Below are 21,001 nucleotides of genomic sequence, written 5' to 3' on the forward strand. Positions count from 1 at the left end.
CTGTATTCTGATCGCCTGAACGCGAGCGGAGTATGGAGTTTTTTCGTTTATGGCCCAGGTTATGCAACCATCGCTCCGATACCCTGGGCTTTTATTCGCCATGCCGGTTTTTGCGCAGCAAAGGTGGACGTACCCATGATGCGTCTTTGTGCTGTTTTGGCTCTCTCCCTGCTCGGCGGCCTGTTTTCAGTGCACGCCGCCCCGGCACCGCACCCCCATTGGAGCGTGGGCTTTCATCGCATGAGTGTGCTCGACCCGCTGGATTCGCAGCCGATGAAAGCCATCGCGTTTTACCCTTCCACCGAGGCCGAGCACACCACGCCCCTGGGCGCCTATCAAGTTGCCGCCAGCGAAGATTCCAAGGTCGCCATCGGCCGTTTCCCGATGCTGATGCTGTCCCACGGCAATACCGGTACGCCCCTGGCCTTGCACGACCTGGCCACGTCCTTGGCGCGCAAGGGGTTTGTGGTGGTGGCCGTGCTGCACCCTGGCGACAACTACAAGGATCACAGCCGCCTGGGCACCGTGAGCAACCTGTATGGCCGGCCGATCCAGATTTCCCAGGCCATTACCGCCGCGCTGGCCGACCCGATGCTGTCGCCTTTTGTCGATATCGATCAGATTGGCGTCATCGGCTATTCAGCCGGTGGCGAAACGGCGCTGATCCTCGCGGGCGCCAAGCCTGATTTCGAGCGCCTGCGCCGCTACTGCCTGCAACGCCCCGAGGACCGCGATGCCTGCACCACCAACGGCGAGCTGGTGGTCGACCGCGATGACTTGCAGCCCCAGGCTGACCCGCGCATCCATGCCCTGATGCTGATGGCGCCGCTGAGCCTGATGTTCGGTCGCCATACCCTGGCGGACGTGCACGTGCCGGTACTGCTCTACAGTGGCGACGGCGACCAGTTGGTGGCGGTGGACAAAAACGCCGCCGCGCTGGCGCGCAAACTGCCGCAGCCGCCGGATTTCAAGCTGTTGGCCGGGGCAGGGCACTTTGTGTTCATGGCGCCGTGTGACAGCGATCAACTGGCGACAATGCCGGCGATCTGCACCGATGCCGATGGGGTTGACCGGGAAGGTATCCATCGCGACATGGTCTCCGAGGCCGGGCGCTTTTTCAGCCATACCCTCGGCGAGGCGACCCGTGCCGGCTTGCAGACTGCTGATCAGTAGGCGCGGCGCCTGAGCAGTACGGTGAGGGCCAATGCGCTGACCGACAGCAAGGCCGCGCAAAAAAAGATCCAGCCGTAGCCGAGGTTCAACGCCACGGCGCCCATCAGCGGTCCGGCAATCGCCAGGGCCAGGTCGAAAAACACTGCATAGGCACTCAACCCTGCGCCGCGGCTGCTGTCCGGCACCTGCTTGATGGCTTCCACCCCTAACGCCGGGTACACCAGCGACAAACCAAAGCCAGTCAGCCCGGCGCCGATCAAGGCCACGCCGGTGGACGGCGCCAGCCACAACAGGGTCAAGCCCAGGGTTTCGATGAGCATGCAGCCGATGGCCGCGGTGAACCCGCCAAAGCGGCTGATCGCAGAGATAAACACCAGCCGCGACAGGATAAAACACACGCCAAATACCGTCAGGCAGTACGCCGCACCGGCCCAGCCACGATTGAGGTAATACAGGGTGATAAAGGTTGTCAGCGTGCCATAGCCAATCGAGGCCAGGCACAGGCTGGTGCCGAACGGTGCGATTCGCCCGAACACCGCCCAGAACGGCAGCCGCTCACCGCGCACCACGGGCACTGAAGGCTTATTGCGGATCAGCACCAGGCCCAACGCCGCCAACACTGACAGTGCGATACCGAGGCTGATGTAGCCATATTCCGCGACCATCACCACGCCTAATGGCGCACCAATGGCAATGGCGCCGTAGGAGGCGATGCCATTCCAGGAAATCGAACGCGCGGTATGTTCGACGCCTACCGCGCCCATGCACCAACTGATGGTGCCCACGCCGATCAGGCCCTGGGCCACGCCCAACAACAAACGGCCGACGATCAGAACGCCCAGGCTCAAGCTCGGCAGGCTTTCCAGCAGCGTGGCGATAAAGGTCAGCACACCGCTGATCAGGATGCCGGCCAAACCCAGCACGATCGCACGCTTGGTGCCGACGTTATCCGACATCCGCCCGGCCATCGGGCGGCTGAGCAGCGTGGCCAGGTATTGCGTACCAATGGTGATCCCGGCAATTACCGCGCTGAAACCCAGTTGTTCATGCACATAGCCTGGAATCACCGCAATCGGCAGGCCGATGCAGATAAAGGCAATGAAGGTATAGAAGACGATGGAGACGATCTGCAAAGTGATCGACAGGGAGGAAGGGGCGGCAGGCATGGGCACTCGTTCGCTGGCGGGCGGTGAAAGCATCATGGCATAACCGGCACCCCTGTAGGAGCGAGCTTGCTCGCGAAGAACGTCAATGATAGCGCGGGTAGACTGATTCTCCGCGGCGCTCTCAGGTTTTTCGCGAGCAAGCTCGCTCCTACAGTAGTGGGTATGCAAAAAGCCCTGTCACATGGACAGGGCTTTCTCTTGCAGCTTGCAGCTAAAAACTAATGGCTGCCCTTAAAACACCACGCCCTGACTACGCAGGTAGTCGTCATAGGTGCCGCTGAAGTCGATCACGCCGCTCGGGCTCAACTCGATGATGCGAGTGGCCAGGGACGATACGAACTCACGGTCGTGACTGACGAAAATCAGCGTGCCCGGGTAGTTCTCCAGCGCCAGGTTCAGCGCTTCGATGGATTCCATGTCCAAGTGGTTGGTCGGTTCGTCCATGATCAGCACGTTCGGCTTTTGCAGGATCAGCTTGCCGAACAACATACGTCCTTGCTCACCACCGGAGATCACCTTGACCGACTTGAGGATCTCGTCGTTGGAGAACAGCATGCGCCCAAGGGTGCCGCGGATCACTTGCTCGCCCTGGGTCCATTGGCCCATCCAGTCGAACAGGCTCATGTCGTTTTCGAAGTCACTCGCGTGATCCTGGGCGTAGTAGCCCAGTTCTGCGGCGTCGGTCCACTTGATGCTGCCGGCATCCGGGGTCAGTTCGTTGACCAGGGTACGCAGCAGGGTGGTCTTGCCGATGCCGTTGGGGCCGATGATCGCCACGCGCTCGCCGGCTTCAACCTGGAAGCTGAAGTCTTTGAACAGCGGCTTGCCGTCAAAACCTTTGGCCATCTTTTCGACCATGACCGCCTGGCGGTGCAGCTTTTTAGTCTGCTCGAAACGAATGAACGGGCTCACACGGCTCGAAGGCTTGACCTCGGCCAGTTGGATCTTGTCGATCGCCTTGGCACGGGATGTGGCCTGCTTGGCTTTCGAGGCGTTGGCCGAGAAGCGGCTGACGAAGGATTGCAGCTCGGAGATCTGCGCTTTCTTCTTGGCGTTGTCCGACAGCAGCTGCTCGCGGGATTGGGTCGCCACGGTCATGTACTCGTCGTAGTTGCCCGGGAACAGGCGCAGCTCACCGTAGTCCAGGTCAGCCATGTGGGTGCACACACTGTTCAGGAAGTGACGGTCGTGAGAGATGATGATCATCAGGCTGGAGCGCTGGGTCAGGATGTTTTCCAGCCAGCGGATGGTGTTGATGTCCAGGTGGTTGGTCGGTTCGTCGAGCAGCAGCACTTCCGGGTCGGAAAACAACGCCTGGGCCAGCAATACGCGCAGTTTCCAGCCAGGGGACACTTCGCTCATCGGGCCGAAGTGCTGCTCCAGAGGAATGCCCAGACCCAGCAACAGCTCGCCGGCGCGGGACTCGGCGGTGTAGCCGTCCATCTCGGCGAACTCGGTTTCCAGCTCGGCCACGGCCATGCCGTCGTCTTCGCTCATTTCCGGCAGCGAATAGATACGGTCGCGCTCGGCTTTGACCTTCCACAGCTCCTCGTGGCCCATGATCACGGTGTCAAGCACGGTGAATTCTTCATAGGCGAACTGATCCTGGCGCAGTTTGCCCAGGCGCACATTCGGCTCCAGCATGACCTGGCCGCCGGATGGGTCAAGGTCGCCGCCGAGGATTTTCATGAAGGTCGACTTGCCGCAACCGTTGGCACCGATCAAGCCATAGCGGTTGCCGGCGCCGAACTTGACCGAGACGTTCTCGAAGAGCGGCTTGGCGCCGAACTGCATGGTGATGTTAGCTGTGGAGATCAATTACTTTACCTATCAATGGGTTGCGAGCGTGACGGCAGGTGCCTTCAGGCATGCGTCAACAGCGACATCAAGGCGCGAAACCCGGTCGCTGAGCGAAAAATTTGGGGTGTGTGTTGGAATTTGGCGCGCATTGTCGCATATGTCAGGCAACAGGTGTATGGCGAACGAAGGATGGTTTTGCCAACGTTTCCGGCATGGCCAGCCATAACAGCAGCAACGCAATACCTGCCACGCCGGCCAGCGCCAGGAAAGCCGCGTTGTAGCCAGCCTGCTGCACCACGAAACCGGCCAGGCTGTTGCTCAGCGCCGCGCCCAGGCCGAACACGGTGGAGAGGGCGCCCAGGCTGACGTTGAAGCGCCCGGTGCCTTGGGTCAGGTCCTTGACAATGACAGGGAACAGGGCGCCGAAAATACCGGCACCGATGCCATCGAGCATTTGCACTGCTACCAGCCAATAGGGGTCGCTGGACAGGGTATAGAGCACGCCGCGCAGCGGCAGGATCAAAAAGCCAGCCAGCAACAGTGGCTTGCGCCCCCATACATCGGCCTTGAGCCCTACCAGCCAGGCCATCGGCACCATCACCAACTGCGCAGCGACGATGCAGGCGGAGGTCAGGGGCGTCGCCATCTGCAGGTTGATCTGCGCCAGTTTCTGGCTGACCAGTGGCAGCATCGCGGCATTGGCAAGGTGAAACAGCGCGCAGCAGACGGCGAACAGCAGCAGCGGGCGGTTGGTCAGCAGGGCGTTCAGACCCGAGGGCTGCTCATGGTCGTTGTGATGGGCGGGGTCGAAGCCACGGGCGACCTCATGGTCAATCGCCCTGGCCGGCACGCAACTGACGGCGATGACACTGGCCACTGCCATAAATGCCATCAGGTAGAACACCACCACCGGCCCATACAGATAAGCCAGGCCTCCGGCCAGCAATGCGGCCACGGCGTTGCCGGCGTGATTAAAGGTTTCGTTGCGCCCGGTGCGCCGAGTGAAGGCACGGGGGCCGGTAATACCAAGGGAGATGGCAGAAATGGCCGGGGCAAATACTGACGCGGCAACGGCGCTGGCGGCTTGGGTCAGCGCCACCCAGCCAAATGAGCTGACGAAGGGCAGCAGCAGGCAACTGGCGGTCACCAGCAGCGCGGCGATGGCAATCACTGCACGCTTGCTGCGGGTTCGGTCGATCAACGCCCCCGCCGGCCCCTGGGTGATCAACGCGGCGATGCCGGCGAGGGTCATGACCACGCCGATACTGGCCGGGTCCCATTTATGGACTGCCAGCAGGTAAATCGCCAGGTACGGCCCGAGACCGTCGCGCACATCCGCGAGGAAGAAGTTCAGGCTGTCCAGGGATAAGGCAATGCGCTGGTCTGAGGGATAGGCCACGGTGCGTTCTTCGAGAGCGGCGTCCGGGGGCCGAACACACGTTGGGGTAATGACCTGCAAGCTCGACGATAAGTTTCGCCGAAGGCGAGGGTTTCATCCTGCAGGTATTTGGCTTATTTTCCCAAGCCCACTGTACTGATCCACTCGGAGATGCAATGGACATGCCCTCAGCGCAAGAGGCGATTGCCAGCAACAAGCAGGCCTGGGATGAGTCGGCCCGGCTGCACAAAGACACCGCGACCTGGACGGCCCTGCTGGGCCAGGTCGCCAAGCCTGGTTTCTCCTGCCTTGACCCCACCATTACCGCAGTGCTGCAAGAGGTTGGTGTGGCGGGCAAGGATGTGGTGCAACTGGGTTGTAACAACGGGCGCGAAAGCCTGTCGTTGTATAGCCTGGGGGCGCGTTCGGTGGTGGGGATCGACCAATCCCGGGCTTTTCTTGGACAGGCGCGGGAACTGGCTGCAGTCTCGCCCCATAGCCCCGAGTTCATAGAGAGTGACATCCACGCTCTGCCTGAGCGCTTTCACGCACAGTTCGATATCGCCCTGGTGACTATCGGTGTACTGGGCTGGATGCCGGATGTGGCGTTGTTCATGCAGCATGTCGCCCGTGTGCTGAGGCCTGGCGGCACGCTGGTGATGTACGAAACCCATCCATTCCTTGAGGTGTTCGACCCGCGGGCGGCCAACCCGTTGCTGCCTGCCAGCTCTTACTTCCAGCGTGAGCCTTTTGTGCTGCAGGAATCCATTGTCTATGAAGGGCAGGGCGAACTGGCCGGACCGACGTCCTATTGGTACGTGCACACCCTGGGCAATGTAGTCAGCGGGGCAATTGCTGCGCACATGCAGATTGGGCATTTGCAGGAATACCCGCACTCCAATCGGGAAGAACTCTACGATCAATATGAACATCAGGCAGCGCAATTGCCCCTGTGCTTTACCCTCACGGCCACCAAGCTGGTCGAATGACAGCGTTTGGCTCACGCAAAAAAAAGCCCGCGAGGAGAGGCGGGCCAAGTGATTCACTGGAGTAGGTAGGCCCGACTCTAACGGCCGGAAAGTGAAGGTCTTGTGAAAATACCGTGATCGAATCGGATAAACGCGACGATCACGACCGTCGCACGAAGGTGCGCATGGTTTGCCCAGGGCCGGTGCTGAATACCCTTGGCCTGGGCATGCCTTCGTCCGCTGCGATAAATACAAAATCATCGCCTTCGAGCCGGTAACTGGCCGGTAACCGCTTGCCTGCGTCATCACCGATGGTGTCAATCCAAGTGATGCTCTTGGGTGCGGTATCGGCGTCCAGCACAAACCGGCCAGCCAGCAATGTCTCTCCCGTTACCGTAACAACTTCGAAGCGGTCTGCGTTGATAGTCGTGATAGCACCCGGCGCACTGTGAGTGTCGTCGGGGTTGAGCACGCCAGCGTCTTCGAGGGCCGTTTGTTCCCAGGCACCTTGAAGAGCGTGAAAGTCAGCGGTTGACAGAGGCGACATGCAAATTCCTTATTGCTGAACCAAGAAGTATTTAATTGTACCGAGAGTGAGGCCACAAAGCGGGGGATGCTGATTTTTTTCTTTATAAGACAGGTATTTGACAGCATTTTCATGTTGTATTGACTACGATGGTATCAAGGTTAGTCCGACATGGCTGTTTCATTTGGACTACTCATTGATATAAAACCGAAATAATCCCCCAAGCCGTGGGATATTTCAGCAGACTGAGTGGTCAGATCGCCATTGGTCCGCCGTAGCCAGGGCGTTGTCCCTGATTTTTGAAGTCATTCGGACTTCTGAGAATGATGGCCTTTTAGTATTATTTTAAGGTGTTCTTATTTTGAATCGAACTTCCCCACTCCCGCCTTCCGCAGCGTCTGATGAAATTGATCTGTTTGAACTGTTTCACGCCATTTGGCGGCAAAAGAAGCTCGTTATCGGCTGTACGCTTTTGGCAGGTGTATTAGGTGCGGGGTATGCCTTCCTGGCGCCCAAGACGTATGAAGTCAGCAGTGTGCTGCGACCTGCGGCAATTAACGAACTGGATGCCTTGAACCGTTCGGAAGTTTATAAGTTGCCCCCCGCTGATGCGTTGCTGAAGGTGGGCGCCCAGTTGGACTCCTACGAGGCCCGCCTAGGCTTCTTCAAGGACCATGAAGAGTTGTTCAAGGCGTTCAAGAAGCCTGGGCAGAGCCTTGAGCAGAGCTTTGAGGAGTTCAACCGCAATTCCGTCAATCTGATCCTTCCCGACCCGAAGAAATCCGATTCGCTGAGCAACTATATCCGCCTGGAACTGCAATACCCGGCCGATGTCGATGGCGTCGCGATCCTCAACGGTTTTGTGGACTACGCCATTGCTGCGGAACGCCAGCAAGTCGGTGCCGATCTCAAGGTCATCGTCAATAACCGCTTGACCGAGCTCAAGGGCAAGATCGACGCCGCCCGCTCCAACTACGATACCGACAAGGAGTCCAAGATTGCCAAGCTGCTTGAGGCTGACCGTCTCAAGCGCGCCCAGCTACAGGACGAACTCAGCGCGCTGCGCCTGCAGATGAAGATGGAGCGCACCAATCGCCTGGCCGAGCTGGCGGAAGCCATCAGCATTGCCAAGTCCATGGGTATCCGCACACCGACCACGCCGTCTTCCATGGCCGACGCCACGCGCAGTTCGGGCCAGGTCATGCGCACCGAGGTGAACAATCAGAAGATCCCGCTGTATTTCATGGGCACTGAAGCATTGGAGGCCGAACGCGCCGCATTGCAACAGCGTACCAGCGATGATTTCACCAACCCGCGCATTGCCGAGATCGGCAAGGAGTTGCAACTGCTGGAAAGCAACCGCGAGGTCGAGGTGCTGCGCAAGCGGGGTAATGAAGACATTTTCCTGCAGGACGTAGAGCCGCTTCGCGCTGAAGTCGCCAGGTTGCGCGGCTTGAACATCGACATGAGCAATCTGAAGCTGGTGACGATCGACCGCCGTGCCCAGGAACCTTTGTCGCCGATCAAGCCGAAAAAACCGCTGGTGATCGCATTGAGTCTGGTCGGTGGCCTGCTGCTTGGCCTGATGATCGCACTGATCCGCTACTTCATCCGTAGCCGTAGCCAGGCGGTACCTTATACGGCATTGGGTGATAGCAGTTTTACCCGTCGCGAGGGTAAAGACGAGTCCTTGTAAGTGTGACAAACGCCAGAAACAGGCGGGCACAAAGGCCCGCCTGCTCATACCCATAGCACAATCAGTGGACAGGTTTTCACAATTCTTAGTTAACCTTAGGTTACAAAGTGTGGCTAAATAACGGCCAGTGGTTCCACGCCGAAGGGTTGCCCGACCGGTCGTGCCGCCTGTATGTGAATTGTGATTTCAGGTGCTGCTTATCATCCTCGGCCGTTGTGGGCCCGCAGGTGCAGCCTGTTCTCTCCCTGACTTGTGACGAATCCCTTGAAACTCATCATTGTTGCTCTCTACGTTGCCTCCATTGCGTATGTACACCTGCGCGGCCGGGTGCGGCACAAGCTGGGGCGCCAGCTTAGCGATCACTCGACGTTCCTGGCGCCGGTCAACTGCTTCCTGTACCTGTTCTCCAAGCAGCCAGGCCGCCCCTATCTCTCACCCAGCGACTTTCCAGAGCTGAGCCCTTTGCAGGAGCATTGGGAGGAGATCCGCCAGGAAGGCCAGAACCTGATGAGGGCAGGGGAGATCAAGCGTTCGGATCAGTACAACGACGTAGGTTTCAATTCGTTCTTCAAGTCGGGCTGGAAACGCTTTTATCTCAAGTGGTACGGCGACAGCCACCCCTCGGCGATGAAGCTATGCCCACGCACCACCGAGTTGGTGCAAAGCATCGGCTCGATCAAGGCCGCCATGTTCGCTGAGCTGCCGCCAGGCTCCAAGCTGGTGCGTCACCGTGACCCGTACGCAGGCTCCTATCGCTACCACTTGGGGCTGGATACGCCTAACGATCCGGGCTGCTACATCAATGTGGATGGCGAGAGCTATTACTGGCGCGACGGCGAGCCGGTGATGTTCGATGAGACCTATATCCACTATGCGGAAAACACCACCGGGAAAAACCGCATCATTCTGTTCTGCGATATCGAACGCCCCATGAAGTACCGCTGGGCTGCGGCGTTCAATCGTTGGTTCAGTCGCAACGTGATGGCGGCGGCGGGCTCGCCCAATGACGAGGGTGACAAGACCGGTGGCCTGAACCGTGCCTTTACCCGCCTGTACAAGATCCGCCTGCGCGGCAAAGAGCTCAAGAAGCGTAACCGCACACGTTACTATCTGGAAAAATGGGTGATCTTTGCCGGCTTGGCGCTGATCTTCATTCTTATCTGAACCTGGCGCTGGGTGCGAATCACTGTGGTGGTTTCGCGCCCAGCCTGTCCCACATCTTTTTGCTGATCTTCTGTCGATTGGCGTAGCCGGCCCACGGATCCTCCTTCAGACCCTGCAGCCGCTCATGCAGGTTCGCCACCGTCCACTGCTGGGCGCCACGCAAGTCTTTCAATTCATCCCGACTGACCGGCACCGATACCGGCAACCCCGGCCGCGCCCGCACGGAATAAGCTGCCACCGTACTGGCGCCCCGGGCGTTGCGCAGATAATCGATAAAGATCTTGCCCACACGGTTTTTGGGGCCGCTGGTGGCGGTGAAACGCTCCGGCAGCTGCTGGGTCATGAACTGGGCCATTGCCTTGGCGAATGCTTTCACAGTGTCCCAGCCATCGCGTAGGGCCAGCGGCACAATCAAGTGCAGGCCTTTGCCGCCGCTGGTCTTGACGAAGGCTTGCAAACCCAGCTCATCCAGTACTGACAATGTCAGCTGGGCCGCCTCCAGCATGGCTTTCCACGGCAAGGCCGGATCCGGGTCGAGGTCCAGCACGAACAGGTCGGGGGTTTCAATCTTGTCCGTCGTGGCGCCCCAGGTATGCAACTCGACGGTGCCCATTTGCACAGCGCCGACCAACGCGTCCTGGCTATCGATTTCCATGAGGCGCGCGTGGCCAGGGTCCAGTGCCTGGTCAAGTTGCTTGATGTGGGGAATGGCCATGCGCTCGGAGTGCTTCTGAAAGAACTGTTCGCCCTCAATCCCCTCCGGTGCCCTGAGCAGCGACACGGGCCGGCCGTGCAGGAATGGCAGGATCCATTGGCTGATGCCGGCATAGAACTGTGCCAACTGCAGTTTCTGCGTGCCGCTTTGTGTGTCGATGACGCGCTCGGGGTGGGTGATATTCACCCCACTCCCGGTGGTTTTTGCCTTGGGTTTCTTGGACTTCTCCAGGGATTTTGCCGCGCGCGGCTGTTCATGGATGATCTGTGCGGCAGGCTTGTCCGTGCGTAAGCCGAGAAACGCCGCCTGGCGCACCACACCCTCACGGGTCCATTCGGTAAATTGCACTTCGCCCACCAGGGTCGGTTCAACCCAATGCACGCCACGGGCCTGGGCGCTGGTCAGTGGTTTTTCCAGCGGCGAGGTTTTGCGCTCAAGGGCGGTGAGCCTGGCGTAGATGCTCTTCAGCGCCGCCTGGTCAAAGCCCGTGCCCACGCGCCCGGCGTAAACCAGCCCGTTGTCGTCGTTGACCGCCAGCAACAGTGCGCCAAACCCACTGCGCGAACCTTGCGGGCGGGTGTAGCCGACAATCACGAACTCCTGGCGCAAGCGGCATTTGAGCTTGATCCAGTCCGCGCTGCGGCTTGATACGTAGAAGCTGCCGGCGCGCTTGCCGATCACGCCTTCAAGGGCCAGGTCACAGGCACTTTCGAAAATGTCGCGCTGGTTGGCGGCGAACGCTTCAGAGAAGCGCAGCAGCTTGCTACGGCTGCCGGAAAGCGCGGCCTTGAGCGCGGCCCGGCGTTCTTCTACCGCCACGTGGCGCAGGTCTTGCCCATCGAGGAAGGGCGCATCGAACAGGTAATAGACGATATCCAGGCTGCGGCCAATATCGAAGGCATTCTGCAGCGCCTGGAAATCCGGCAGACCGTCGGCGTTGAGACTGACGACTTCACCGTCCAGCCAACTGTCCTTGAGCTTGAGCGCCTCCAACGCTTTCACCTGGCGCGGCAAGCGCTCGGTCCAATCGTTGCCGTTGCGGGTAAACAGGCGCACTTCACCGTCGCGGATACGCGCCAGCATGCGGTAGCCGTCGAATTTGATCTCGTACAGCCAGTCGCCAGCAGGGGCGCGGTCGACCAGGGTTGCCAGTTGCGGGGAGAATTGCTCTGGAAGGGCAGCGGTTGCTTTCTTGGGTTTTGCAGCTTTCCTGGCTTTGCTGGCGGCTTTGGCTTTGCCCACCGAGGCGTCGCTGAGCACACTGTCGGGCTGGGCCTGGACGATATCGTAGTCGGACGCTGGGCGGGCCTGCTGGTCCTTTTCCTTGATCAGCAACCATTGCTCCTTGTCGCCGCTGCCTTTAAGCCGGGTACGCACCAGGGCCCAATCCCCCGAGAGCTTCTCGCCGACCAGGGTGAACTTGAGTTTGCCGGCAGCGTAGGCCTTGTGCGGGTCGTCATGGGGTTGCCAGAGGCCACGGTCCCACACGATCACATCCCCGGCGCCGTATTGGCCGGCGGGAATGCTGCCCTCGAAACTGCCGTAGCTCAGGGGATGGTCCTCGACATGCACCGCCAGGCGCTTCTGGGTCGGATCCAGGCTCGGGCCCTTGGGCACGGCCCAGCTCAACAGCACACCGTCGAGCTCCAGGCGAAAGTCATAGTGCAGGTTGCGCGCATCATGCTTCTGGATCACAAAACTCAGGGCCGAGGTTTTGCGCTTTGTGGCGGGTGAACTGCCGGCCGGTTCGGCGGTGATCTCAAAATCGCGTTTGCGGTTGTACTCGCTCAGGGGCTTTGCCATGTCATTCTCCAGCCAATGGCGGACTCAAGAGGCTTTTTTACCGGACTTTTTTGCGGCGGGCTTCTTCGCTGCCGGTTTGCCCGCCAGACTGCGCTTGAGCAACTCCGTCAGGTCGATTACGTCGGCGGATTTGCGCTCTTCGCTGCCCTCGGCTGTCTCTACATCTTCGATTTTGCCAGCCTTGGCCTTCTGCGCCACCAGGGCCATGATCTTGTCCTGGAAGCTGTCGCGGTACTCATCGGGCTGCCAGTCGGCGCTCATGTCTTCCACCAGGCGCTTGGCCATGTCCAGTTCTCCCTTGGCCAAGGTCGGCTTGGTCACATCGCTGCCCAGCTCCAGCTCGTCCAGGCTGCGCACTTCGGCAGGCCAGCGCAACATCACCAGCACCAGGGCCGACTCCAGAGGCATTAATGCGGCCAAATGCTGCTTGGTGTGCAGCACGACATTGGCCAGGGCGACCTTGCCGGTTTTCTTCAGGGTTTCACGCAGCAGCGCATAGACCTTGCCGCCGCGTTTGTCCGGGGCCAGGAAATACGGTGTGTCGATGTTTTGCAGCGGGATCTGGTCGCTGGCGACGAAGGCGATGATCTCTATAGTCTGGGTCGACTTGGGGTGGGCCGAGCGAATTTCATCTTCGCTGAGCACTACGTAACGACCTTTTTCATAGGCCACGCCCTTGACGATATTCTCCTTGGTGACGTCCTTGCCGGTCGTCTTGTTGATGCGCTTATAGCCCACCGGGTCCATGCTGCGCTTGTCCAGCCAGTCGAAATCGACACCCTGGGATGACGTGGCCGAGACCAGCGATACCGGGATGTGAACCAGGCCGAAACTGATGGCGCCTTTCCAGATTGCCCGCGGCATAGATGTAACTCCTTAACGAAGAGACTGTGTTCTGGTGACTCACGGGCCAGGGCAAAAGTTTCGACGGGTAGATGCTCGGACAGATCGTGTTACACCTGATGAGAAACTATTTAGTGTCACAACGCGAACCCTCGGGGTAGCGTGTTATCGAACGCAGGTAGTACTCGGCATAGAGAGGTTTGCTCATGAACCGTTGTGTACGTCATCTTGCAGTACTCGCGCTGGGCCTGGCCCTGGCGCCATTGGCCCTGGCGCAGAACCTGCCGGGCCGTTACGACACCAACAACAGCCCGATTCATCGGGCCAATCCCAACAGCATGCAGGGCACCCAGCCCAATGCGCCGGCTGTTCGTGAAATCCAGACCACCCCGGCCAGCCCGCGACCGACTGTGGAAAACGGCGGCATCGGCAACCGCTATCCGAGGCAGGAAGCGGCGCCGAGTCGCCCGGCCACTGAACCCAAAGCGCCCACCTATGATGCCAACGGCAATCGCCGCTAAGGACTCGTCTTATGTTGCTACGCAAAACCTTGTTGGCCGCATTGTGCGCCACCGTTCTTGTGCCGTTGAGCGCGGTACACGCCGCCGATAGCCAGCAATTTCCCAGTGAGCAAGGCAGCGTCACCGCCACGCCGATCGCCAAGGGCCTGGATCACCCGTGGGCGCTGGCGTTCCTGCCCGACCAGCAAGGCTTCCTGGTGACCGAGCGTCCTGGGCACCTGCGGTTTGTCAGCCCGGACGGCAAACTTTCCGCGCCACTGTCGGGTGTGCCGCAGGTATGGGCCAAAGGGCAGGGCGGCTTGCTCGATGTGGTGCTGTCGCCGGACTTCAAGCAGGATCGTATGGTCTACCTGTCTTACGCCGAAGGTGGGGGTGAAGGCGGCAAGGCCGGAACCGCCGTAGGGCGCGGGCGTCTGGCTGACGACCTGAGCGGCCTGAAGGATTTCAAGGTCATCCTGCGCCAGGAACCCAAGCTGTCCACCGGCAATCACTTTGGCTCGCGCCTGGCGTTTGACCGTGACGGCTACCTGTTCGTGACCCTGGGAGAGAACAACGACCGCCCGACGGCCCAGGACCTGGACAAATTGCAGGGTAAGGTCGTGCGCATCTATCCGGATGGCCGAGTACCCGATGACAACCCTTTCGTCGGCCAGCCCGGTGTACGTCCCGAGATCTGGTCCTACGGCCAGCGCAACCCCCAAGGCCTGGCGCTGAACCCGTGGAGCGGCACGATCTGGGAAAACGAACACGGGCCCCGTGGCGGTGATGAAGTCAATATCATCGAGCGCGGCAAGAATTATGGCTGGCCGCTGGCAACCCATGGCATCAACTATTCCCTGCTGCCCATTCCCGAGGCCAAGGGCAAGACGGTGGAGGGCACGGTGGCGCCGCACCATGTGTGGGAAAAGTCTCCGGGCATCAGCGGCATGGCGTTCTATGATGCCGACCGCTTCAAGGCGTGGCAGCACAACGTGTTTATCGGCGCGCTGGTCAGCCAGGAACTGATTCGGTTGCAGTTCGATGGCGACAAAGTTGTTCATGAGGAACGCTTGCTGGGCGAGTTGAAAGCGCGGATTCGCGATGTGCGGCAAGGGCCGGATGGCTTTCTGTATGTGCTGACCGATGAAGATGATGGCGTGCTGTATCGGGTCGGGCTCAATCAGGACTGATCAGGCTCGTGTGGGAGAGGGCAAGCCCCTCCCACAATTGGATCCCATCAGGCTGCAGAACGGGAGTGTTACAGGCCCAAGTCTGACAACCCTGGATGATCATCCGGGCGACGGCCCAGCGGCCAGTGGAACTTGCGTTCGCTTTCCTGGATCGGCCTGTCGTTGATGCAGGCAAAGCGGTTGGTCATCAGGCCGTTCTCATCGAACTCCCAGTTTTCATTGCCGTAGGAACGGAACCAGTTGCCCGAGTCATCATGCCATTCGTAGGCATAACGCACGGCAATGCGGTTACCGGTGAACGCCCACAGTTCCTTGATCAATCGGTAATCCAGCTCCTTGGCCCATTTGCGTGCCAGGAACTGCTTGGCTTCCTCGCGGTTGTGGGCAAATTCAGCGCGGTTACGCCACTGCGTGTCCAGGGTGTAGGCCAGGGACACGCGTTGCGGGTCGCGGGAGTTCCAGCCGTCTTCGGCCAGGCGGACCTTTTCGATGGCCGACTCGCGGGTAAACGGCGGCAGGGGCGGACGGACTTCTGTTTGTGCTGACATTGGGCGGCTCCTGAATACAATTAAGTTAGATCGAAAGTTGCCTGGCCAGTGGGGTTCAAAGTTGCAATAACGTTCGCGCCATGCATTGCGCATTATCGGCAGCTGTTGAAGCGCCCATGACCAGGGCTACGGTAATGGCGCCGTCGATCAGGATCAGCAGTTGCGCGGCCTGCCGTTCCGGGTCGGGGGTGCCATGTGCTTGGCACAGTTCAAGTGCGTACTCGAACAGTTTTTGTTTATGCGCTTTGGCCAGCAGACGAACCGGGTCTTGCGCGTTGCCCGTTTCACCACTGGTATTGATAAAGGCGCAGCCACGGAAGTCCGCCGAGCCGAACCAGCCCTTGAGGGCACTGAACAGCCCCAGCAGACGCTCCCCACTGTCCTCGTTGCGTTCGACTTCGCTGCGCAACCACTGCATCCAGCGTTCGTCGCGGCGTTGCAGGGCGGCAATCACCAACTCGTCTTTGTTGGCGAAGTAGCGATAGATGCTTTTTCTCGACACACCGGCGGTTTTCACCAGCAAGTCCATGCCGGTGGCGGCGATGCCGTGCCGATAGATCAACTTTTCGGTGACGTCGAGGATAATGTCGCGGGTTTCAGTGCTGGCTATATCATTCATGCTGGCTAAAGTAGAACGATCGTTCTTCATGATCAAGCGGCTTTTTTCATTTGTCGATGGCGAGACCTGGGCCGCCCCATGGTGTAAGCTCGGGGCCTCTTCGGATTCGACCCATTGCGAGCCTTATGCCGACGTTCTTCAAACGTTCCCTGTTGCCCAAGCTGCGCGGTTTTCCATTGTCCCCCGAGGCCATCGAGGTGCTGCCCAGCGCTGACGCGTATCGTCGCTGCCTGCTGGAGAAAATCGCCCAGGCCACGCGGCGTATCTACATCGTTGCGCTGTACTTGCAGCAGGACGAAGCGGGCCAGGAAATCTACGACGCCCTGCACGCCGCCAAGGCTGCAAGACCCGAATTGGATATCGTGGTGATGGTTGACTGGCTGCGGGCCCAGCGCGGGTTGATCGGCGCCGGCAAGCAACCGGGCAACAGCGCCTGGTACCAGGCGATGACGCAAAGCCACGCCAGCGAAGTGCCGGTGTATGGCGTGCCAGTGCAAACCCGCGAGCTGTTCGGCGTGTTGCACCTCAAGGGCTTTGTCATTGATGACAGCGTGGTGTACAGCGGCGCCAGCCTGAACAATGTGTACCTGCACAAGTTCGACAAATACCGCTTCGACCGTTACCACCTGGTCCACAGCCAGGCGTTGGCCGATTCTATGCAGCATTTGGTGGAACATGGCCTGGTTGCGTCCAAGGCAGTACACCGCCTGGATCTGCCGAACCCGCCCACCACCCGCAGCCTGCGCAATGACATCGGCGACCTGCGCAGCCGCCTCAAGCATGCGGCCTATGACACCACGGCAGGGCAGTTGCCCAACGGCCACCTGTCAGTCAGCCCATTGCTCGGTGTCGGCAAGAACAACCCCCTGAGCCGGGTGATCCTCGAGTTGATCGCCAGCGCCCAGCAGCAACTGACGATCTGCACGCCTTACTTCAACCTGCCATTGCCGGTGACCCGCGAGATCAACCGCGCCCTGGCGCGTGGGGTGAAGATCGACATCGTGGTCGGCGACAAGACCGCCAATGACTTCTACATTCCGCCCAGCGAGCCGTTCAAGGTGATTGCGGCATTGCCGTACCTGTACGAGATCAGCCTGCGGCGGTTTGCCAAGCGTCACCAGCCAATGATCGACAGCGGCCAGTTGAACCTGCACCTGTGGCACGATGGCGATAATACTTACCACCTCAAAGGCCTGTGGGTTGACCAGCGCTACACGTTGCTTACCGGCAACAACCTCAACCCTCGGGCGTTCCGCCTCGACCTGGAAAACGGCTTGTTGATCGACGATCCCAAAGGCCAATGGCTGGCGCCGCGGCGTACGGAGTTGACGCAGATTTTCCAGCACACCACGCGTATCCAGGGTTACCAGCAGTTGCAGACGCTGGTGGATTATCCGCCAGCGGTGGGCAAGTTCCTGCGCCGGGTCAGCCGGGTGCGCATCGAGCGTTTGCTGTACCGCATCCTGTAGACGAATAAGTCACGGGTAAAAAAACACCCAGGCCCCTTAACGGGACCTGGGTGTTTTTTTGCTCGAATCGCTTAGTTCAAGCCCAACTTGCCGCGCAGCATCGACAGGTCTTCAGCCAGGGTGTTGACCGGGCCTACTAGCGCCTTGCGGTCGTTGTCCTTGACCTTGTCGTAGGTCTCGAAGCCGCCATCCCGGGTTCTGTACTTGGCCAGGATCTTGTTGACGGTGGCGAAGTTCTTGTCGACCTTGGCCAGGAAGGCCTGGTCTTGCTGGCCGATCTGGCCACGGAACAGGTCGACGATTTTCTTCGCGCCATCGATGTTGCCCTGGAAGTCATACAGGTCGGTATGGCTGTAGCGATCTTCCTCGCCGGAGATCTTGGTGGCGGCGACCTCTTCCAGCAGCGCGGCGGCGCCGCCGACGACTTTTTCCGGTGGGAAGGTCAGGCCGTCGACGCGGGTCTGGAGATCATTCACATCGGCGTTGAGCTTGGCGGTCAGAGCCTCCAGGCCCTGGGTCGAGTTCTGCGCGAACAGCGCATATTCAATGCGGTGGAAGCCGGTGAAGTCTTCGGCCGTCACACCTTTTTCATGGTCATCGACGCGGGAGTCGATGGACGCGTCGAGGTCGCTGAACAGTTCGGCGATCGGCTCGATGGCCTCATAGTGCACGCGGGTCGGCGCATAGAGCTGCCTGGCAGTGGCCAGGTCGCCTTTGTTGATGGCGTCGGTGAAGGCCTGGGTCTGGGTGACCAGCTCGCCGATTTCCTCGGTAACGTAGATCTTGTAATCCGACACCGGGCCTACCAGGTCCAGCGGCGCGGTGGCGGCGAAGGCTGCCAGCGGCGCAAGGCTCATCATTAACAACGGCAATGCGATAAACGACTTCTTCATGGGAGACATTCCGCTCTGGTTTGTTTCAGGTATTGGCAGTGGTTGGGGAAGACGTTGCGGCGAGCAGCGTGCGCCCAAGGAAATCCTGGGGCCCGGTGACCCCCGGCAAGGTGAAGAAATAGCCGCCGCCAACCGGCTTGAGGTATTCCTCCAGGGGCTCGCCGTTGAGCCGGGTTTGCACGCTGATAAAGCCTTTCTCCAGGTCGGCCTGGTAGCAGATGAACAACAGCCCCATGTCGAGCTGACCGTTTTTGTTGACGCCGTTGGAGTAGTTGAAGGGCCGGCGCAGGATCAGGTTGGCCTGGGTCTGCGGGGTGCGCGGGTTGGCCAGGCGGATATGGGCGTCGAGCTTGGTCAACTTGCCTTCCGGGTCTTTGCTGTAGTCCGGAACCTGGGTTTCATGCTGGCCATCCATGGGGGCGCCCGTGGGTTTGACGCGGCCTATGATGCTTTCCTGTTCTTGCAGCGGGGTGCGATCCCAACGCTCGACAAAGTTACGGATGATACGCACAGCCTGGTAACTGCCATGGGCGGCCCAGGCCGGTTCGTCGCTGCCGGGCTGGACCCAGACAATCTGGTCCATGGCCTTGGCATCGTTGGAATCCGGGTTGGCCGAGCCATCGCGAAAACCCAGGAAATTGCGCGCACTCTGCGCAGGCTCGCCGGGCTTGGCCGGTGCCTGGGGCGGCACGCTGCCTTCCTGTTTCCAGCGCACCAGCAGCAGGTCGGGCAGGTTCTTTACGATGTCGCGCAGGGCGTGGATATTGGTGTCCGGCGTATTGGAGCTGAACTGCAGGCTCAGGTCGCCGTGGCATTGCGCCGGTTCCAACGCATCGTTGGGAAAGCCGACCATGCGGCTCAGGCGCTTGGGCTTGACCGCCCTGAGGCCGAAGCGCTCATCGAACAACGACTCGCCCACCGACACGGTAATGGTCAAGTTATCCGGCGACACCACCGGGCCGAGGATGCCGGAATCGGTAGGTGGCAATTTCGGATCGACTTGGGGCACGGTGCCGCCGCTCATCAGGAACGCAATGCGCTCGTTCAAGGTACGCAACAGCCGCTCCAGATCTTCACGGTCGCTGGCCAGTACATCGAACGCCACGACCATGCCGCAGGCCGGGCGCGGTGTGACGATGCCGCTTTGGTGCTGGCCGAAAAACGCCTGGCGGTCATGGGTCTTGTCACTGCGCGGTGCGCTGGTCACTTGCTCTGCCGCTGCGGCCATGGCCGGGCAACTCAAGCTGCTGCCGGCAATTGCCGCGCCAGTGGCGGCCATGCCCAGCAGGACGCGGCGGCGTTGGAGATCAAACTGTGGTGTATCACTCATAGTGCGGTCGTCTTCACTGCAGGCCGGAAAGGCCGAGGGCGGGGTCGATTCCATCGAGTGCGGCGGCCAGTGCCTTGGCCTTGTCGGCGATCTGCTTGCGCTGATCGTCGGTGACGCTGTCATAACGGGCGTAATGGTTGTCGACCTTCAATTCATTGAGCTCGGCATCGAAGGCGTTGAGCGCGCTGTCGATGGTGGGCAGCAGGTCGGCGGCGGACTTGGTCAACAGTGGACGCATCAGGTCGACCACTTTGCGGGCGACCTGCAGGTTGGCGGCAAAGCCATTCAGGTCAATATGGCTGTAGCGCTCCTCTTCACCACTCATCGCGCGTACATCCGCCAGACTGTTGAGGTTGCGCACCACAATGCTGACCAATTGCTCCGGCGGCAGGGACTGGGCCAGCAGCTGTTGCTTGAGGGTGGTGACGTCGGCGACCAAGCGTTGAGCGACAGGCGCCAGGCCATCGAGGCTGCGTTGCTGGAACAGGCTGTATTCGAGGCGGTGGAAACCGTTGAACGCTGGATCCTGCTCGCGTTTTTCAAAGTAATCGGCGCGGGCGTTGATGGCGTTATCCAGCTCGGCCAGGCGTTGGGCTGCCGGCGCCAGGCGCTGATAGGCTTCACGGGCCGGCACATACAGCGCCTGGGCCTGTGCCAGGTCACCGGCGTCGATGGCCTGTTGCAGGGCGGCTGCGGCCTTGATCAGGGCGCCGCCCTGACCGCTCAGGTACACACGGAACTCCGACAGCGGACCGATAAAGGCCACCATCGAAGGCTTGGCCTTGGCCTGGGCGTCGGACTCAGCGGTGGGCGTGACGTGCAGCGTGCCACGGGGATTGCTCAACAGGCCGCAGGTGATCGCGTAGTCGCCGGGCTGCAGATTGGCGTTGATCACCTGGCTCAGGCCCGGTGCGATATTTTCCCGCTCTTCGACCACCAGCACGCCATCGAGGATTTCCCACTCCACCGCACGGTCGGAGCGGTTGATGATACGAAAGCTCGCACGCCCGGCCGGTACGGTGAGGGCGTTGGGCTCACAGGCGTGGGCGTGGATCGTCACCGCGATTTCATTGTGATTGACCTGGCGTTTGGTAGCGGCCAGTTGCGAGGCGTAGTAGAACAGGCCACCGGCGGCGATCATCACCACCACCGACCCGGCCACGCCCCAACGCAAGGCGCGGGACGGCGGGGCCGATTGAGGGGTTGGGTTGGACAAGGGA

18 protein-coding genes and 1 pseudogene are annotated in these 21,001 nt (G+C 60.3%); 8 read left to right on the forward strand and 11 right to left on the reverse strand.

Features of this window, described 5'->3' with window-relative positions; all coding sequences use genetic code 11:
• Positions 1-135: 135 nt before the first annotated feature.
• Positions 136-1,173: a dienelactone hydrolase gene (locus QYQ93_RS13820; protein WP_338477219.1), complete on the forward strand. Its 1,038-nt coding sequence runs from the start codon at positions 136-138 to the stop codon at positions 1,171-1,173.
• On the opposite strand, the gene QYQ93_RS13825 is transcribed toward QYQ93_RS13820, so the two are convergent.
• Positions 1,167-2,339: an MFS transporter gene (locus QYQ93_RS13825; RefSeq protein WP_043049850.1), complete on the reverse strand. Its 1,173-nt coding sequence runs from the start codon at positions 2,337-2,339 to the stop codon at positions 1,167-1,169. The genes QYQ93_RS13820 and QYQ93_RS13825 overlap by 7 nt on opposite strands.
• 39 nt (positions 2,340-2,378) lie before the next feature.
• Between QYQ93_RS13825 and QYQ93_RS13830 the strand changes: the two are divergent.
• A pseudogene (locus tag QYQ93_RS13830) lies at positions 2,379-2,495 on the forward strand (outer membrane lipoprotein carrier protein LolA); the annotation flags it as partial.
• A 75-nt stretch (positions 2,496-2,570) separates the two neighbouring features.
• Here the strand turns inward: QYQ93_RS13830 and QYQ93_RS13835 are convergent.
• Both QYQ93_RS13835 and QYQ93_RS13840 read right to left on the reverse strand, forming a co-directional pair.
• Entirely contained in the window at positions 2,571-4,157 is a 1,587-nt protein-coding gene (locus QYQ93_RS13835) for an ABC-F family ATPase (protein ID WP_080889092.1), read from the reverse strand.
• 142 nt (positions 4,158-4,299) lie between these two features.
• On the reverse strand, positions 4,300-5,538 hold the full coding sequence (locus QYQ93_RS13840) for an MFS transporter (protein ID WP_338477220.1): 1,239 nt from the start codon (positions 5,536-5,538) through the stop codon (positions 4,300-4,302).
• Between the two features lie 155 nt (positions 5,539-5,693).
• Here QYQ93_RS13840 and QYQ93_RS13845 point away from each other — a divergent pair, with 155 nt between their 5' ends.
• The gene (locus QYQ93_RS13845; protein WP_338477221.1) at positions 5,694-6,506 is read left to right on the forward strand and encodes a class I SAM-dependent methyltransferase; all 813 of its coding nucleotides are present in this window, start codon (positions 5,694-5,696) and stop codon (positions 6,504-6,506) included.
• A gap of 139 nt (positions 6,507-6,645) precedes the next feature.
• Here QYQ93_RS13845 and QYQ93_RS13850 read toward each other — a convergent pair whose 3' ends face one another.
• Positions 6,646-7,032 (reverse strand): TIGR03067 domain-containing protein, encoded by a 387-nt coding sequence (locus QYQ93_RS13850; protein ID WP_338477222.1) that lies wholly within the window; start codon positions 7,030-7,032, stop codon positions 6,646-6,648.
• A gap of 340 nt (positions 7,033-7,372) precedes the next feature.
• Here QYQ93_RS13850 and QYQ93_RS13855 point away from each other — a divergent pair, with 340 nt between their 5' ends.
• A complete protein-coding gene (locus QYQ93_RS13855; protein WP_338477223.1) occupies positions 7,373-8,707 on the forward strand; it encodes a Wzz/FepE/Etk N-terminal domain-containing protein in 1,335 nt (444 codons plus the stop codon).
• A gap of 264 nt (positions 8,708-8,971) precedes the next feature.
• Complete coding sequence (gene lpxO, locus QYQ93_RS13860; RefSeq protein WP_043049844.1) at positions 8,972-9,871, forward strand: lipid A hydroxylase LpxO; 900 nt, start codon at positions 8,972-8,974, stop codon at positions 9,869-9,871.
• Between the two features lie 19 nt (positions 9,872-9,890).
• Here lpxO and ligD read toward each other — a convergent pair whose 3' ends face one another.
• Positions 9,891-12,389 carry a DNA ligase D gene (gene ligD, locus QYQ93_RS13865; protein WP_043049843.1) on the reverse strand — a complete coding sequence of 833 codons (2,499 nt, stop codon included), beginning with the start codon at positions 12,387-12,389 and terminating at the stop codon, positions 9,891-9,893.
• A 24-nt stretch (positions 12,390-12,413) separates the two neighbouring features.
• Complete coding sequence (locus tag QYQ93_RS13870; protein ID WP_217882564.1) at positions 12,414-13,253, reverse strand: Ku protein; 840 nt, start codon at positions 13,251-13,253, stop codon at positions 12,414-12,416.
• A gap of 185 nt (positions 13,254-13,438) precedes the next feature.
• Between QYQ93_RS13870 and QYQ93_RS13875 the strand changes: the two genes are divergently transcribed.
• Both QYQ93_RS13875 and QYQ93_RS13880 read left to right on the forward strand, forming a co-directional pair.
• Entirely contained in the window at positions 13,439-13,753 is a 315-nt protein-coding gene (locus QYQ93_RS13875; protein WP_338477226.1) for a hypothetical protein, read from the forward strand.
• Between the two features lie 11 nt (positions 13,754-13,764).
• Positions 13,765-14,922 (forward strand): PQQ-dependent sugar dehydrogenase, encoded by a 1,158-nt coding sequence (locus tag QYQ93_RS13880; RefSeq protein WP_043049840.1) that lies wholly within the window; start codon positions 13,765-13,767, stop codon positions 14,920-14,922.
• A 68-nt stretch (positions 14,923-14,990) separates the two neighbouring features.
• On the opposite strand, the gene QYQ93_RS13885 is transcribed toward QYQ93_RS13880, so the two are convergent.
• Positions 14,991-15,470, reverse strand: a complete 480-nt coding sequence (locus QYQ93_RS13885; protein WP_338477227.1) for a nuclear transport factor 2 family protein — start codon at positions 15,468-15,470, stop codon at positions 14,991-14,993.
• 55 nt (positions 15,471-15,525) lie between these two features.
• Entirely contained in the window at positions 15,526-16,089 is a 564-nt protein-coding gene (locus tag QYQ93_RS13890) for a helix-turn-helix domain-containing protein (RefSeq protein WP_338477228.1), read from the reverse strand.
• Positions 16,090-16,214: 125 nt separating this feature from the next.
• Here QYQ93_RS13890 and pssA point away from each other — a divergent pair, with 125 nt between their 5' ends.
• Positions 16,215-17,558, forward strand: a complete 1,344-nt coding sequence (pssA, locus tag QYQ93_RS13895) for a CDP-diacylglycerol--serine O-phosphatidyltransferase (protein WP_338477229.1) — start codon at positions 16,215-16,217, stop codon at positions 17,556-17,558.
• A gap of 71 nt (positions 17,559-17,629) precedes the next feature.
• On the opposite strand, the gene efeO (QYQ93_RS13900) is transcribed toward pssA, so the two are convergent.
• From efeO (QYQ93_RS13900) to efeO (QYQ93_RS13910), 3 genes are read right to left on the reverse strand one after another with little or no spacing between them, the layout of a single operon-like run.
• Entirely contained in the window at positions 17,630-18,451 is an 822-nt protein-coding gene (efeO, locus tag QYQ93_RS13900; protein WP_338477230.1) for an iron uptake system protein EfeO, read from the reverse strand.
• A 25-nt stretch (positions 18,452-18,476) separates the two neighbouring features.
• The gene (efeB, locus tag QYQ93_RS13905) at positions 18,477-19,781 is read right to left on the reverse strand and encodes an iron uptake transporter deferrochelatase/peroxidase subunit (protein WP_338477231.1); all 1,305 of its coding nucleotides are present in this window, start codon (positions 19,779-19,781) and stop codon (positions 18,477-18,479) included.
• 13 nt (positions 19,782-19,794) lie between these two features.
• Positions 19,795-20,997, reverse strand: coding sequence for an iron uptake system protein EfeO (gene efeO, locus QYQ93_RS13910; protein ID WP_338477232.1), 1,203 nt, complete (start codon positions 20,995-20,997; stop codon positions 19,795-19,797).
• Positions 20,998-21,001 lie beyond the last annotated feature (4 nt).

The sequence above is a fragment of the Pseudomonas khavaziana genome, from assembly GCF_036704165.1.
GTDB lineage: Bacteria > Pseudomonadota > Gammaproteobacteria > Pseudomonadales > Pseudomonadaceae > Aquipseudomonas > Aquipseudomonas khavaziana.

Excerpts from the sequence above, each read along its gene's own strand:
- efeB (WP_338477231.1), bottom strand. The coding sequence starts at position 19,781 with ATGAGTGATACACCACAGTTTGATCTCCAACGCCGCCGCGTCCTGCTG.
- QYQ93_RS13890 (WP_338477228.1), bottom strand. The coding sequence starts at position 16,089 with ATGAATGATATAGCCAGCACTGAAACCCGCGACATTATCCTCGACGTC.
- QYQ93_RS13875 (WP_338477226.1), top strand. The coding sequence starts at position 13,439 with ATGAACCGTTGTGTACGTCATCTTGCAGTACTCGCGCTGGGCCTGGCC.
- QYQ93_RS13850 (WP_338477222.1), bottom strand. The coding sequence starts at position 7,032 with ATGTCGCCTCTGTCAACCGCTGACTTTCACGCTCTTCAAGGTGCCTGG.
- QYQ93_RS13880 (WP_043049840.1), top strand. The coding sequence starts at position 13,765 with ATGTTGCTACGCAAAACCTTGTTGGCCGCATTGTGCGCCACCGTTCTT.
- QYQ93_RS13825 (WP_043049850.1), bottom strand. The coding sequence starts at position 2,339 with ATGCCTGCCGCCCCTTCCTCCCTGTCGATCACTTTGCAGATCGTCTCC.
- QYQ93_RS13885 (WP_338477227.1), bottom strand. The coding sequence starts at position 15,470 with ATGTCAGCACAAACAGAAGTCCGTCCGCCCCTGCCGCCGTTTACCCGC.
- QYQ93_RS13870 (WP_217882564.1), bottom strand. The coding sequence starts at position 13,253 with ATGCCGCGGGCAATCTGGAAAGGCGCCATCAGTTTCGGCCTGGTTCAC.
- efeO (WP_338477230.1), bottom strand. The coding sequence starts at position 18,451 with ATGAAGAAGTCGTTTATCGCATTGCCGTTGTTAATGATGAGCCTTGCG.
- pssA (WP_338477229.1), top strand. The coding sequence starts at position 16,215 with ATGCCGACGTTCTTCAAACGTTCCCTGTTGCCCAAGCTGCGCGGTTTT.
- QYQ93_RS13845 (WP_338477221.1), top strand. The coding sequence starts at position 5,694 with ATGGACATGCCCTCAGCGCAAGAGGCGATTGCCAGCAACAAGCAGGCC.
- ligD (WP_043049843.1), bottom strand. The coding sequence starts at position 12,389 with ATGGCAAAGCCCCTGAGCGAGTACAACCGCAAACGCGATTTTGAGATC.
- QYQ93_RS13820 (WP_338477219.1), top strand. The coding sequence starts at position 136 with ATGATGCGTCTTTGTGCTGTTTTGGCTCTCTCCCTGCTCGGCGGCCTG.